The organism is Acinetobacter lwoffii (assembly GCF_022809915.1).
Lineage (GTDB): Bacteria > Pseudomonadota > Gammaproteobacteria > Pseudomonadales > Moraxellaceae > Acinetobacter > Acinetobacter lwoffii_M.
In genome coordinates, this window is sequence record NZ_JALGQY010000001.1 from 1 (window position 1) to 15,307 (window position 15,307).

At 45.1% G+C, this 15,307-nt stretch carries 12 protein-coding genes, 1 rRNA gene and 1 pseudogene; 7 read left to right on the top strand and 7 right to left on the bottom strand.

The window, feature by feature from the left end; genetic code table 11:
• The 4 genes from rrf to MTX11_RS00020 all read left to right on the top strand — a co-directional run.
• Window positions 1-109: ribosomal RNA gene (gene rrf, locus MTX11_RS00005) — 5S ribosomal RNA — on the top strand; the annotation flags it as partial.
• A 153-nt stretch (window positions 110-262) separates the two neighbouring features.
• Window positions 263-1,456: an MFS transporter gene (locus MTX11_RS00010; RefSeq protein WP_243474055.1), complete on the top strand. Its 1,194-nt coding sequence runs from the start codon at window positions 263-265 to the stop codon at window positions 1,454-1,456.
• 222 nt (window positions 1,457-1,678) lie between these two features.
• Window positions 1,679-4,087, top strand: coding sequence for a YgiQ family radical SAM protein (locus tag MTX11_RS00015; RefSeq protein ID WP_243474056.1), 2,409 nt, complete (start codon window positions 1,679-1,681; stop codon window positions 4,085-4,087).
• Between the two features lie 398 nt (window positions 4,088-4,485).
• On the top strand, window positions 4,486-5,034 hold the full coding sequence (locus tag MTX11_RS00020; protein ID WP_219307633.1) for a DUF2726 domain-containing protein: 549 nt from the start codon (window positions 4,486-4,488) through the stop codon (window positions 5,032-5,034).
• Between the two features lie 55 nt (window positions 5,035-5,089).
• Here the strand turns inward: MTX11_RS00020 and MTX11_RS00025 are convergent, their stop codons facing one another.
• Window positions 5,090-5,446: a RidA family protein gene (locus MTX11_RS00025; RefSeq protein WP_243474057.1), complete on the bottom strand. Its 357-nt coding sequence runs from the start codon at window positions 5,444-5,446 to the stop codon at window positions 5,090-5,092.
• Window positions 5,436-6,746, bottom strand: coding sequence for a shikimate transporter (gene shiA / locus MTX11_RS00030; protein WP_243474058.1), 1,311 nt, complete (start codon window positions 6,744-6,746; stop codon window positions 5,436-5,438). Before shiA ends, MTX11_RS00025 begins: the two co-directional genes overlap by 11 nt.
• 15 nt (window positions 6,747-6,761) lie before the next feature.
• Between shiA and MTX11_RS16575 the strand changes: the two genes are divergently transcribed.
• Window positions 6,762-6,890: a hypothetical protein gene (locus MTX11_RS16575; RefSeq protein ID WP_004644884.1), complete on the top strand. Its 129-nt coding sequence runs from the start codon at window positions 6,762-6,764 to the stop codon at window positions 6,888-6,890.
• Window positions 6,891-6,968: 78 nt separating this feature from the next.
• On the opposite strand, the gene dinB is transcribed toward MTX11_RS16575, so the two are convergent.
• The 4 genes and pseudogenes from dinB to mdtD all read right to left on the bottom strand — a co-directional run bounded on the left by dinB (window position 6,969) and on the right by mdtD (window position 11,352).
• Window positions 6,969-8,024, bottom strand: a complete 1,056-nt coding sequence (gene dinB / locus MTX11_RS00035) for a DNA polymerase IV (protein WP_243474059.1) — start codon at window positions 8,022-8,024, stop codon at window positions 6,969-6,971.
• Between the two features lie 20 nt (window positions 8,025-8,044).
• Window positions 8,045-9,061 (bottom strand): annotated as a pseudogene (locus tag MTX11_RS00040) (MBL fold metallo-hydrolase).
• Window positions 9,062-9,114: 53 nt separating this feature from the next.
• Window positions 9,115-9,894, bottom strand: a complete 780-nt coding sequence (locus MTX11_RS00045; protein ID WP_004644887.1) for a glycoside hydrolase family 25 protein — start codon at window positions 9,892-9,894, stop codon at window positions 9,115-9,117.
• Between the two features lie 66 nt (window positions 9,895-9,960).
• Window positions 9,961-11,352 (bottom strand): multidrug transporter subunit MdtD, encoded by a 1,392-nt coding sequence (mdtD, locus tag MTX11_RS00050; protein ID WP_195725454.1) that lies wholly within the window; start codon window positions 11,350-11,352, stop codon window positions 9,961-9,963.
• A gap of 178 nt (window positions 11,353-11,530) precedes the next feature.
• Here mdtD and MTX11_RS00055 point away from each other — a divergent pair, with 178 nt between their 5' ends.
• Both MTX11_RS00055 and MTX11_RS00060 read left to right on the top strand, forming a co-directional pair.
• A complete protein-coding gene (locus MTX11_RS00055; protein ID WP_420909218.1) occupies window positions 11,531-13,348 on the top strand; it encodes a choice-of-anchor I family protein in 1,818 nt (605 codons plus the stop codon).
• Window positions 13,349-13,501: 153 nt separating this feature from the next.
• Window positions 13,502-14,476 (top strand): hypothetical protein, encoded by a 975-nt coding sequence (locus MTX11_RS00060; protein ID WP_004281025.1) that lies wholly within the window; start codon window positions 13,502-13,504, stop codon window positions 14,474-14,476.
• Between the two features lie 65 nt (window positions 14,477-14,541).
• On the opposite strand, the gene MTX11_RS00065 is transcribed toward MTX11_RS00060, so the two are convergent.
• Window positions 14,542-15,162, bottom strand: a complete 621-nt coding sequence (locus MTX11_RS00065) for an LOG family protein (protein WP_004281026.1) — start codon at window positions 15,160-15,162, stop codon at window positions 14,542-14,544.
• Window positions 15,163-15,307 lie beyond the last annotated feature (145 nt).

Here is a 15,307-nt window from a genome sequence, read left to right on the forward strand (position 1 = left end):
GACCATAGCAAGAGTGAACCACCTGATCCCTTCCCGAACTCAGAAGTGAAACCTCTTAGCGCTGATGGTAGTGTGGGATTACCCATGTGAGAGTAAGTCATCGCCAGCTCATTATTCCAAAATCCCCCTCCGCCAAGGCAGAGGGGGATTTTTTTATGCGTGGAATTTAGTCAAATAAATGTTATTTATGTGCTATTTCGACTGAAACATCACATAAAAATAAAATTGAGAGGCGTATACTGAACCGGTCTATGGAGCGGATATGTCCTCAAATTCATCTTCAAGCCATATTGAATATGGCTCTTCTGCTTTTAAAGCAGTGCTTTTTTCCTTATTCCTTGCTGGCTTTGCCATTTTTTCATCACTGTATTGCGTACAGCCGATGATGCCGATTCTGGCTGATTATTTCCAGGTCAGCCCGACTCAAAGCAGTTTCCCTTTATCTTTTTCTACCATTGCCTTGGCAGTTGGCCTGATTTTTACTGGACTAATATCAGACCGATTCGGTCGTAAGCCGATTATGGTCTGGTCTCTATTTTCAGTCTCAGTATTATTACTATTAAGTGCAATATTGCCGATCTGGTCCGTGTTTCTGACCACACGAGTAATGATTGGATTGACAGTCAGTGGTGTCGCTGCGGTCGCGATGACTTATATCGGAGAAGAAATTGCAGAAAAAGATATCGGTTTTGCCATGGGCTTATATATTTCTGGCACAGCGATAGGTGGTATGGGAGGGCGTTTAATTGCCGGAGTTTTAGTGGATTTTATCTCCTGGCAATCTGCCACTTTGATTATCGGTATCTTAAATCTTTGTATCGCTGGATTATTTTCTTACCTATTACCCGCTTCGCAACATTTTAAAGCCTATCCAATCAAGCTGAATCGTTTTAAAAACTCATTTAGGCAGAATCTCGCTGATCCAAAACTTCGGGTTTTATTCCTGCAAGGTTTTATCTTGATGGGCTGCTTTGTCTCGGTATTTAATTATCTGAGTTATCGCTTGATCCAAGCGCCATTTGAGTTATCTCATGTCTGGATTGGCGTGATTTCAATTACTTATTTGGCTGGTATTTATAGCTCCCCTCGAGCAGCACATTGGGGACGGCATTATGGCAAATTCAATATATTGGCAGCCATGATCCTGATGATGCTTGTGGGCTTGGCGCTGATGCTGATCAATCAGTTGGTTATTGTTTTTATCGGATTGCTGATTTTTACTTTTTCTTTTTTCGCTGCCCATTCGACTGCCAGTAGCTGGGTGTCGATCCAGTCCTTACAGTATCGGGCAGTCGGTTCGTCGCTGTATTTATTTTGCTATTACCTGGGTTCAAGTGTGTGGGGGAGCTCAAGCGGATTGGTGTGGGAGAACTATGGCTGGATAGGATTAACTGTGTTTATTGCCGCATTATTATTGACTGGTTTGTCATTTAGTTTAAAACTCCGTTCAAATTAGAGATTATTTCCAAGCTTTTCTCCTCATAAATAAAATAAATTTCTTTTTTGATATATTTAAACTTTAGATTCAAGTGATAAATAAAGCGTGATTCAGTTAGTCTCTGATTTTGTATAAATTATAATCAAGCAAGCTAGAGCTGATTCATGGTAAAATAATCGGCTTTCATCTTTGATCTTATTTTTAGATCTCCTATCATCTGCCAGCCGAGAATTGCTAGCCATGTCTACTGCTTATACCATGCAGACTGCGCCAAAAGCGTTGTTTGATTACGACAAATATTGGGCGTCTTGTTTTGACCCTGCGCCATTTTTGCCGATGTCACGCGAGGAAATGGATCAACTCGGCTGGGACAGCTGTGATTTTATTTTAGTTTGTGGCGATGCTTATATCGATCATCCATCTTTCTGTTCAGGCATTATTGGCCGTACCCTAGAAGCACAAGGCTTCCGTGTCGGCATTATTGCACAGCCAGACTGGACCAGCGTGGATGCGTTCCGCGTTCTGGGTAAACCGAATATTGCTTGGGGTGTAACAGCAGGGAATATGGATTCTATGATCAACCGTTATACGGCTGACCGTAAAATCCGTTCTGATGACGCCTATTCACCAGACAACCAGCCAAACAAACGTCCAGACCGTGCGGCAACCGTGTATTGTCAGCGTGTCCGTGAAGCTTATCCGGATGTACCGGTATTGCTCGGCGGTATTGAAGCATCGTTACGTCGTATTGCGCATTATGATTACTGGTCAGACAAAGTCCGTCGTTCAGTCTTGATGGATTCAAAAGCCGATCTTTTGATGTACGGCAATGGTGAACGCTCAATCACTGAAATTATGCATCGTCTGGCGCGTGGCGAGAAAATTCACGAGATTACTGATGTTCGCGGTACAGCGTTTATTGTGAATAAACACAACCGTGCCTCTAAAGCCAAATTTGTTGAAATCGCATCGAATGATGTGGATGCGATTGGCCGTGTGGATCCAATTATTAACCCTTATGTCATGACTGAAGATATCGACGGTTGTGAGATTGAACAAGGGAAAGATTCTAGCCAGTACCAGGGTTTCCAAAAAGAACATGTAGCCAATCCGATTGTGCGAGCAGGGGATGACTTAGATCCTGATACGCAAATTGTGCAACTGCAACCGGCTTCTAAAGCGATTAAACATAAGTTACCGCCGCGCGAATTGGCCGTAATCCGTTTGCCTGCTTTTGAAGAAGTTGCTGCTGATCCAGTGCTCTATGCACATGCCAACCGTATTCTGCATCTGGAAACCAATCCGGGAAATGCGCGTGCTATGGTACAAAAGCATGGTGAACGTGATGTCTGGTTGAATGCACCGCCAATTCCGTTGACTACCGAAGAAATGGACTATGTGTTTGACCTGCCTTATGCACGTCTGCCGCATCCTGCTTATGGCAATGCACGTTTCCCGGCATTCGACATGATCAAGTTCTCTGTGAATATCATGCGTGGCTGTTTCGGTGGTTGTACTTTCTGTTCGATTACGGAACATGAAGGTCGTATTATCCAGAATCGTTCAGAAGAATCGATTCTACGAGAAGTGGAAAAAATCCGTGATACCGCACCGGGTTTTACCGGTATTATCTCGGACTTGGGTGGCCCAACAGCCAACATGTACCGTTTGGCCTGCAAAGATCCTGAGATTGAAAAGAACTGTCGTAAACCATCTTGCGTATTCCCGGGGGTTTGCCAAAACCTGCATACCGACCATGCGCAATTGACGCAGTTATACCGTAAGGCACGTAGCTTACCGGGTATTAAAAAGATTCTGATTGGTTCAGGCCTACGTTATGATCTTGCGGTTTTAAACCCTGAATATGTCAAAGAACTTGTCACCCATCATGTCGGTGGTTACTTAAAAATTGCGCCTGAACATACCGAGAAAGGTCCACTCAATAAAATGATGAAGCCGGGTATTGGTACCTATGACCGCTTCAAGCAAATGTTTGATCGTTACAGTAAAGAAGCCGGTAAGGAACAATACTTGATTCCTTACTTCATCGCGGCGCATCCGGGAACTACCGATTACGACATGATGAATTTGGCGATTTGGTTGAAGAAGAATGGTTTCCGTGCCGATCAGGTACAGACCTTCTATCCTTCACCAATGGCGACTGCAACTACCATGTACTACACTGGTAAAAACCCGCTGGCGAAAGTGGCGCGTTATACTGAAAATGTCGACATTGTGAAAGGTGAGAAACGTCGTCGTCTGCACAAAGCTTTCTTGCGTTATCATGATTCAAACAACTGGCCGTTATTGCGTGAAGCCCTGAAAGAAATGGGCCGTCAGGATTTGATTGGTAACTCGAAACAGCATTTGATTCCGACTTATCAGCCTGCAGGCAGTACAGACGGTCAGTATCAATCGGCGCGTAAGAAAAACTCGACGGTTGCAGGTGATTCGCAAAAACGTACCGGTGAGCAAGGGAATCGTAGCAAGGCTGCACAAGCTCAGTCACGTCCTTCAAATACCAAGAAACGTCCTGAACGTGGGCAAATTCTGACCCAGCACACCGGTTTGCCACCACGTGAAACAGGCGATGCCAAAAAACCGTTTGGTGGGCCAAAGCCTAAAGCGAAGCCCAAATCACGTGCATAATTAATTTAATAAAAAGACACTTCGGTGTCTTTTTTTAGCTCTTGGGTAAAGTAACGTAGCCTGAGCTTGTCAGTTGAAAGTGTAAAAGAATATATTATTTGAATTAAATTCTTTAAAAAAGTGATATAAAAATAACACTTTGTCGGAATTGTCCTACAGTTGGGCAGATATGTATTGCGGTCAATTCCATGGATGTTTTAGAGTGCATTATCAGTACTTTAAATCCACTTTCATTGGCATCTAGAGAGATGTCACTTTAGGTAACACAGAATCGAGTTTTGATACCAGTTGTATGGGTATTTAAACAGATTGGTTGTTATATCTATTTAAAATAAAGCGTGGGTTTATACTGCACAACAATAAAACAAAAATGATTATAAGAATTCAAGGATTTAGGCATGACCACCTATATTATGATTGGGAGTTTCCTGCTCTTCTGTGTCGTGCTCATGGCATGGAAAAAGCTCGGAAATAATTCCAAACCACAAGACAGTGCGTTAAAGCAACGTGCTATTTTTAACCTGAATGAGCAATTGACCTTCACCCGTTTGAGGGAAGTATTACCTGAATACATCATTTTGGCACATGTTTCCTATGATGCCTTAATGACGACTAAATTTAACCGGACTCGACATAAGTACCGCAACCTGACTGCAGATTTTGTAATTCTGGATCAGCAATATCAGATTCTGGCAGTTGTAGCGGTAGACGACCCATTAATCCTTAAGCGTCCACAACAGACAGGATTCCAGGATGCATTACTGACCATGGCTGGTTATCGGGTGATCCGTTACGATGATGTGCCGGAATATTATCAGTTGCGCCAGGACTTCTTGCAGGAGCAAGCGCAAATGCAGAAAATGCCCAAATATACAGTTAGCAATGATCTGAAAAAATATTATTTATATTCGGATTTAGAGCGCAGTAAAATCAAAGCAGTCGGTTAAAACAAAAAGGCATGCCAGAAGCATGCTTTTTTTTATGAATATCGATCTTGAAACATTATTCCGGTTTAACCGCCACGACAGTCAGTTCGACCAATACCCGTGGATCATAGAGTTTTGCTTCGACACAGGTACGAGGCAGGGCTTCGATATCAGCGACCCAGGCATCCCAGACTTCATTGAAGGCTGCATAATTTTTTTCAATGTCTTTCAAATAGATGGTCACCGACATGATGTGACTTTTATCGGTACCGGCATCTGTCAGAAACTGGTCAATAATATCTAAAGTCTGTTGGGTTTGCCCTTTAATATCCAGTTCGACATCTGTGGCCAGCTGGCCGGCAAGATGTACCAGATTACCGGCAATAGCAATTTCCGAAAAGCGTTTCGATACGTGTAAACGTTCAACTGTCATGTTGTTCATCCTGAGTTTTGGGCATCAGGGCTGCGACCAATGCAGTCAGCAGACAACCCACCGCCAGATAGATGGCTACATAATGCCATGAACCATCCGCCCAAATCACCAGTGCCGCTGCAATAAATGGGGTAAAACCCCCACCAATGATACTCGCCACCTGATAACCAACTCCGGCACCGCTGTAGCGGTATTCTGTGCCAAACAAGGAGGTGAAAATCGGTTGATGGACACTAACCACCATATCGTGTGCGATGTTCGCCAGTAAAATTGCCCCGACGATAATCATCCAGGTGTTTTGTGCATCGAGTGCCATAAAGAAGGGAAAGGCTGAAAGCGCACCAATCAAACCACCCCAGACACACATTTTCTGATGATTGAATTTATCCGCCAGCCAGGCAAAAAATGGAATACTGAAACAGCTAATAGCTCCGACCATCAGGGTGATATTCAGGAAGAACTGTTTGTCCATGCCTAGGTTGCTGGTGGAATAGTTCAGGGCGAAATTGGTGACCAGATACATGGTCAGCAATTCAGTCAAACGTAAGGCAATAATATAAAAGAAAGCTTTTGGATGTTTGCTGATCGCCTGCAAGATCGGCAGTTTTTCTGGTTTATGATCAGCTTTCACCACCTTTTCCACAAACTCTTGCGATTCATCCTGATCACGTCGGATCCACATCGCTACAGCTAACAGTACGATGCTGGCCAGAAAGGGAATACGCCATGCCCATTCAGCAAAGGCTTCTTCACCCAGTGTTGCAATAATAATCGACACTGCACCGGTCGCCAGGACCAGACCGACGCCATAACCGACCTGAACCCCACTGCTATAAAAGGCTTTTTTTCCTTTTGGCGCATTTTCTACGGCCATGAGTGCTGCACCGCCCCATTCACCACCCACGGCAAAGCCTTGCAAGGCACGGCAAAACACCAACAGCACCGGAGCCCACCAGCCAATTGCTTCAAAATTTGGCAGCAGACCAATCCCGACCGTGGAAATTCCCATCAGGATTACCGTAAGTACCAGCATTTTTTTACGGCCGAGCTTGTCACCAAAGTGACCAAATACCACACCACCTAAAGGACGAAACAGGAAGCCGACCCCAAAGGTGGCCAGAGCCGCAAGGGTACCCATGTTCTCGCCAATACTGGGGAAAAACTGATCTTTAAAAATTAAGGCTGCAACAATGCCATAAAGGAGAAAATCATACCAATCGACAACAGCACCAACAAAACTAGACAGCGCAGCTTTACGTGCGCGTTGTTCTTGAACAACAGAAGAATTTACAGAAGACATGCAGGAGGGGATTCCATGAGTTACATCAGAGTTGCCCTGCAATATTCGGATTTGATCGTCACGCTAATCACAGGACATCATGCTGAAAGTAAAGGTGATTTTCAGCATCTCGGCACATACATGGATAATGCATTGCGCAGATAGAGTACTCTAAAAAATCAAAATGTAAAAACAAAGTTGCCGTATTTTTAAACTGATGCCTAAAACATGATCAAAAAAGGTTTAGAGTAGCAATAACTGGGTTTCAGTTTCGGGGACGCTGAGCTGATACACGCCGACGCCGATCAGCCGAAATTGCATCTGCGGAGCAATATGCAGGTCGTCGAGCAGTAAGTCCAAGGCTTGGGCTAATTCCTGTGGGCTACGCAGCACCTGTTTAAAACTTTTACTGTGTTGCATCACCTGAAAATTCTTGAGTTTTAATTTGACCGTAACGCCGCGAGCAGAAAGCTGTTTCTTTTGCAGGCTTTGCCATACTTGTCCAAGTAAAGGCTCCCAATAGGGGCGACATTGGTTCAGATGCAGGTCATCATCAAAAGTGGTTTCTTTGGAAATTTGCTGGCGTTCCCGTTCCACTTCGACCGGTCGTTCATCAATGCCTTGAGCATACAAAAATAGCCGCCGTCCATATTTGCCGAAATGTTGAATCAGTAAGGCTTCATCAATTTGCTGTAAATCGCCTAAAGTTTCTAGATTCAGGCTTTTCAGTTTTTCCTGGGTGACTTTACCGACACCAGGAATTTTTTTCAGTGGCAGATCCTGGATGAATCCCTGAACTTGTGATGGCTTAATCACACAGATCCCATTCGGTTTGTGCCAGTCCGAAGCAATTTTAGCGAGAAACTTGTTGGGCGCTACACCAGCAGAAGCAGTTAATCCGGTGGCTTGAAAAATATCCTCGCGAATTCGCATGGCGACTTCGGTAGCACTTGGGATTTGTTTTAAATTTTCTGTGACATCCAGAAAGGCTTCATCCAGAGACAGTGGTTCAATCAGGGAAGTATATTGTTGGAAGATCTGATGAATCTGTGCCGATACCTGCCGGTATTTGGCAAAATCTGGCTCAATCACGATAACTTGAGGACACAGTTTGCGCGCCTGCCCCATGGACATGGCAGAACGCAGGCCATAAAACCGTGCCGGATAGGAGGCAGCCGCGACCACCGCCCGAGGATGATGCGAGGCTATCACCACAGGTAAGTCTTTCAGTTCTGGACGTTCACGCAGCTCTACCGAGGCATAAAACGCATCCATATCAATATGAATAATTTTGCGCATATCCGCTATCTTAAGGGGCTTTAATCGGATTGGGAAGCGAAGGCTGAGTTGAGTAAATAGGGTTGCGGTCCACTGAGCAGAACGACTTTGGTCCCTTGTGTCTCGGCAGCCTGAATCAGAAGTTGCAAACTTTTTGGGGTGTCATCGGCAAGACGAGGTAAAAATTGCAGCGGCTGGTTTAAAGGCTGAAAAAAATCATCCCAATGCATTGGAATCACCACTTTGGGCTTGAGCATGTTCAGGGTTTCAGCTAGATATTGTTGCTGATAGGCAGAAGATTGTCTGGAAAGCTGGGCAATGCCTAAAAATAAAGTATCGACCTGTAGGTTTTTAAATTGATCCGGGATAAATCCGGTACTGGTCTTGACCAGAATTTTATATCTCGCATGCTCAATCAGGTAATCGAAACTGCCACCTTCTTTAAATTCGGAAAATTTAGCCGGAAGAGTTAAAGGCCGCAGCAGCTCTTCGCCTAAATCATCATTTATCGCTGTGGGCGGGGTATGTTATGAGGGAATTGCCGTGGTCTGGAAATGTCCCCATTGCTGTACTTGCCCAGGCTTAATCGGCTGTAATTGCTGTGGAGTAACTTTGGGATTTGCCCGGGCGATATTCAGGGTGCTCGGCGAACCGACCACAGCAGTTTCGGGAAGCATCTCTAGTAAAGCCGGGACATCCAGAACATGATCATAATGAGAATGACTGACCAGAATGGCTTGGGTTCTGCTCAATTCATGGCATTGTACCAGTTGTTCTAAGAGCAGCTTATCACTTTGAATAGGTCGAGTGATTACTTGCCGCAAAGATGGCCGGCTAAAGAAACCATCGATCAGGATCTGATCGTGGCCATCATCGAGTAACAGGGTGGACACACCAAAAAATTTGACTGTAAGCCCGTGAACGGATATACCGGTTTGCGGCTGCCACGCTTGAAAGTCACTAACCTTGCCCGAAGCTTGCAACAGATAAGCCAGCATACCCGCGATGAGTAGGAGTAGAATCACCAGACCGAGTAAAATGCCTTTTATCCATTTCAATCTTTTTATTTCCTTGTTGTTTTTATAAAGAACTTGTTTTCAGGCGATCAGCTTTATTTCGCTTTATTCTCAGATGAAGGTACTACAATCGCATTCTTTTTGAGAAAATCCAGCCATTGCTGTTCTGAGCCATAAAAAACATTCAGGTCTACCGGTGTGGTAATACCGGGAATTTTCCCCTGACTGGTATGTTGCCAAAACGTCCATTTAGGCTGATCTTTTAAATCAGGCAGACCTTTGTATTCACGTACCCAGAGTGGTACGTTAGGAAAGTGTCCTGCCAGTACAATATTATAAAAAGCTTTAGAAATATAGAAAATCGGCTGCTTGCCATAATGCTTTTTCAGGGCATCGTGCATCACCTGAATTTCGTTTAAAAGCTGCTCTTTAGAATAGGTATTGATGCATTTGCTGTCATATTCCAGATCAATTACTGGCGGTAAGGCATCCGGTTTATTGGGTACGGAGTCAATAAAATTCTGGGCTTGAATGCTGCCATCGCGGCAGAGCCGGTAAAAATGATAGGCACCGACCAGAAAGCCGCGTTCACGTGCTTTCAACCAATTTTCCTGAAAACGGGTATCTTTAAAGTCGCCGCCTTCAGTGGCTTTCAGATAAACAAAACGGTATTTTTCAGGCGAAATCTGCTGCCACTGAATCTCTTTTTGATGATGCGATACATCAAAACCCTGAATAGGATAATCGGCTGCATGGGCAGACGGTGCTTTCATCAGGCAGAGATAGACCATGGCGATCGTAATCACAGTGATCAGTATGCCCAGCCCAATCAAGAGCGATTTATGAACTCTGTTCGGAGCCTGATTTTTTTGCATTTTCAGTCCTTGCCTATATGTGATTTAGCCTAAAACTTACAATCAGCCCAAAGTGAATATAGCGCATCAAACCGGGGTATTTTTAGGAATATGCCAGAAAATATAGGCCGCAATAATATTGATGCAGCCTAAACAGATCAGTGATACATGAAAAGCAGCCACCAGATTGTCAGCGCCGTAATAGGCACTCAGCATGTTCACCAGTGTTCCTGCCAGTGCCACCCCGATACTCATCGACAGCATCATGATCATCGACAGGAAACTGTTGCCGCTACTGGCATCCTGCTGGCTTAAGTCCTTTAAGGTCAGGGTATTCATCGACACGAATTGCAGTGAATTTAAAATGCCGAAGATAAAGAAATGAATCGCACGGAGCCAGATAGGGGTTTCCGCTGTGGTTAGGGCAAAACTGGCAATACACAGACCCACCAGCAAAGTATTGACCAGCAAGACACGGCGATAGCCAAAACGCTGAATGATGTTGCGGATAATCGGTTTGGAGGCCAGCGAACCGAGCACAGTCGGAATCATCAATAAACCGGTAATAAAAGGTTCAAAACCGAATGCGACTTGCAACATCAGAGGCAATAAAAACGGAATCGAGTTGCCGCCGAGACGGGCAAAGAAATTACCCAAAATGCCAATCGCATAAATTTTATTTTTAAACAGCTGGCTGCGAAACAGCGCGTTGCTATGCGTATGTGAATGATAGGCATAAATCAGGGTGGCCAATAAACCGGCCAGAATCAGGCTGAGGCTCCACCACAGCGAGTTGTGTGGACTGGCAAAATTTTCAATTCCGAGACAGAGGCCCACCATGGCCACGACCAGCAAGATAAAGCCCCAATAATCAAAATGGGCGACTGTAGGTTCAAGTACATTCGGCATGGCCTTAAAGGTAATCAGTGCGCCCAGCAAGCCAATCGGCAGATTGATCAGGAAAATCCAGTGCCAGGACAGATATTCGACCATCCAGCCACCTAGGGTCGGGCCAATCAACGGACCAATCAGACCGGCCAGACTCATCAGACTCATGGCGGCCAGAAATTGGGTACGGGGAATGATCTTCAGCATCGCCAAACGGCCGACCGGCAGCAATAATGCACCACCGATCCCTTGAAAGATCCGGTACACCAATAATTCATTCAGGCTACTTGACCAGGCACAGCCCAAAGAGGCCAAAGAGAAAATAATAATCGCAGCAAAATAGGTATTTCTGACCCCGAACCGGTCTGCCAGCCAGCCACTTAAGGGAATGCAGGCCGCCACAGACAGCACATAAGCCACGACCACACTGTGCATGCGTAGCGGATCTTCCTGCAAATTTTGGGCAATTGCAGGTAAGGCGGTATTAATAATGGTGGTATCCAGCCCCTGCATGAAAAAGCCAATCGAGACCAACAAGACCAACAATCTAAACTCGGGATCTAAGGCTTGATGCGTAGGCGTGGCATTCATAATTCTGGAAAACTGAAAATTTTGAATAGTTTAAAGGAATCAGCCGAGTCTGTCGTATATAAAGCGTTTCAACTTTTATAGCAGTGTTGTGTCAAGGAACTGCAACCGATCTGTCATGGCACTGCAATGCTCTGGTTATAAATTGGTCACGAATTCTTCATGATAGATCAACAAAAAAATGAAATTAAAATTAAAGTCTTTGATAGTGGCCATGCTGGCTGTGGGGATGGTGGCATGTGGAAGTGAGAATGAAAATGAAACACCGGTTCCAATCGTCGAGGCTACACCGAACTCGATCGAGTTAAGCAAATTAGCTGCTTATGAATCGGGTATGTTTGCGCAAAGTGCAGCAGAAATTCCGGCCTTTGATGCCGAGAGTCAACGCCTATTCGTGGTCAATGCCAAAGAAGGCGTATTGGATGTACTGGATTTAAGTCGACCTGATCAGCCGAAAAAAATAACATCTATCACGGTCGATGACATTGCGCCAGAGGCTGAGGTCAACAGTGTCGCGGTACATAATGGCATTGTCGCCATTGCGATTCAGGCTGCTGTGAAAACCGATCCTGGCTATGTGGCCTTATATCAGGCCAAAGACCTGAGTAAGCTGGCCCACGTACAGGTGGGTGCCTTGCCGGACATGTTGACTTTCACACCGGATGGTGAAAGCTTGCTGGTGGCCAATGAAGGCGAGCCTTCTGATGATTATCAGGTCGATCCAGAAGGTTCAGTGTCTGTCATTAGTCTGGCCAATTTAAAAGCCCCGATCGTTCGTACAGCAGACTTTAAGGCCTTTAATGGATGGGAAGCAGCATTGCGTGAACAGGGCATCCGCATTTTCGGACCAAAGGCCAGCACAGCTCAGGATTTTGAACCTGAGTACATCACTGTTTCAAAAGATGGAAAAACTGCTTGGGTTGCCTTACAGGAAAACAATGCCTTGGCCAAAATTGATGTGGCTTCTGCCAAGGTGCTCGCTGTTTATCCATTTGGCTTTAAAGATCATGGCATGAAGGGTCATGGTATGGATGTCAGCGATGCGGATGGTGTCGAGGGTAAAGGCAAAATCGATATTCAAACTTGGGCCAATGTCCGTGGCTTGTATATGCCAGATGCGATTGCAAGTTTCGAGGTCGCGGGTAAAACCTATATTGTGTCTGCCAATGAAGGCGATGCCCGTGCCTGGGGTGAAAACAATCCTGCATATTTCAATAACGATACCAGCCAAGGCTTTGTAGAAGAATGGCGGGTGAAACACTTGGTGCATGCTAAAGGCTTTGACCGCCGTCTGGGTGATGATTTACCAGCTCATCTTCGGGTATTGGCCAAAGGTGCAGAACTCAATCCAACTAACTTTGCCTACTGCGGTGCTATTGTAGGGGATGCCAAAGACTGCCGTGAAGATCATCTGTTGGGCCGTTTAAATATTACGTGGACCGAAGGCTATCAAAAAAATGCCGATGGTACAGCCAAACTGAATGAACGGGGCAATCTGGTCTATGATCATTTATATAGCTTTGGTACACGCTCGGTCAGTATCTGGGTGGAAAATGATCAGCAGACCGGTTTAGAACTGGTATGGGATTCGGGCGATCAGTTTGAGCAGTATATTGCCAAACATCATCCTGAGATTTTCAACTTTAATCATGAAGAAGCCGGACTGGATAATCGCAGTGACAATAAAGGGCCGGAACCTGAAGGGGTGACCTTGGGGCAGATTGGTCAAAAAACCTTTGCCTTTATTGGGCTGGAGCGTGTCGGTGGCATCATGGTATATGATGTGTCTACACCTGCATCACCAGTCTTTGTGCAATATATTAATTCACGTGATTTTAAAGCGACTACAGCGCAGATTGAAATGGGACAAGCCGGTGATTTAGGACCGGAAGGTTTGGTATTTATCCCCGCCAAAGACTCCCCGAATAAGAAACCCCTCCTGGTGGTCGGCCATGAAGTCAGTGGCAGTACCACGATTTATCAAGTAAATCTCAAGTAGTCAAAAGCTTTTAAATTCAGGGCACTTCGGTGCTCTTTTTTGTAAGGTGACCATATATATGACAGTCTTGTCATTAAAATGAAATAAAACCGTCATAATCTTGGGCCAACTTTTCAGCACTGCTGAAATCTCCTCGCGTATAGGTTTGTTTTTATGACAATCGAGATTTTGATGGTGATCGGCTTCTGTTTGGCCGCTTACTCTATTGTCGGAAATGATGTACCTCAAACCTTAGGGACATTTATTTCTTCGAATTCACATCGCCCATGGTGGGTATTGTGGATTTATATCAGCTCAATTTTAATTGTCGTATTGGTCTATGGTTGGTATGCATCTGGGGTGGGTGATGCCTCATACGGTCGTTTAGAAACGATTCCTTTCCCTGAAGGTGGCATTACCTGGCTGTACATTGTGCCGCCAATTCTGCTGTTGATGCTGACCAAATACGGGATTCCAGTCAGTACCACTTTCCTGGTGCTTACGATTTTCTCTCCCGCCAGCTTAGGCTCGATGATGGTCAAATCGATGATGGGCTATGCGGTGGCCTTTGTGGTGGCGATTGTCATCTATCGTTTTGTGGTCAAGCAGCTGGCACGCCATTTTGCCAAGACACGTCATCAGGAACACTCCAAGGTCTGGATGGGCTTGCAGTGGGTATCTACCGGTTTCCTGTGGAGCCAATGGCTGATTCAGGATCTGGCCAACATCTTCGTGTATGTGCCGCGTCAGGTACCGTTTGAATTCCTGATGTTTGCGATTGCGGTATTCGTAGTGTTGCTGGGCGTGATTCTGTATCAACGTGGTGGGGCCATCCAGAAAATTGTCGATACCAAAACCGGTGTGACCGACATTCGTGCTGCGACGATTATCGACTTCCTGTATGCCATTATCCTGTTGATCTTCAAAGAGTGGAGCAATATTCCAATGAGTACCACTTGGGTATTCCTGGGATTACTTGCAGGTCGTGAATTTGCCATGTCGATGATTCTGGATGAAGTCAATAAACATCGTACGTCACGCAATGTCAGTGCAGATGCCATGAAACTGATGTTCGGTCTGGCTATGTCGGTCATTCTGGCAACGACTTTGCCGATGTTTTATGAGTTTGTGACGAATTATGGTCAATAAGACCTGATATTAAAAATCCAATAAAAAAGCGAGCTAGGTGCTCGCTTTTTTATTGCTTGAGAAGCTTAGACTACAAATCTTTGCGGATGGCCTAAATTGGTTAAAGTCGTATAAATTTCTTCTTCGTGTTCACAAATGATCAGTTTGGCACGATGCTGTGGCGGTAAAAAACCATCTTCAACGGCGCGGTCCAGCTGCGCAATCAAGGCATCATAGAAGCCATTCACGTTATAGAGCATCATCGGTTTCTGGTGCTGGTTTAGCTGACCCCAAGTGGCAATTTCCAGAATTTCCTCAAACGTGCCCAGTCCACCCGGTAATGCCACAAAGGCACAGGCCCGCTCGGCCATCATAGCCTTGCGTTGATGCATGCTGGTCACCACATGTAATTCGGTGAGCTGGTTATGGGCAATTTCATAATCCAGCATAAATTCAGGAATCACCCCTACAGCTTCACCGCCATGCTGGATCATGGCATCCGCGACCTGTCCCATCAAGCCAATACTGGCGCCACCGTAAACCAGCCCGAAACCATGTTCTGCCAGTCCTTGCGAGAGATGAATGGCTTTTTCTAAATAAACTGGTTTGTTGCCTGCACGTGAACCACAATAGAGAGCCACTAGAGGGCGTGTTGTTTTTGGGGAGTTTTCTTTAAAATAATCTGTCATTTGAATTACGCTTTGCATTTATTTTCTTCACCTTATCATTTTTCTTTCTTGTGACTATAGCTTAATTAACAAATATGACAATTCTGTGAGCAGGGACATTTTCACTGCAATAGGGCTCAGCAAAATTCATCGATAAACAGCTATGAAAACAGGTGAATTTCAA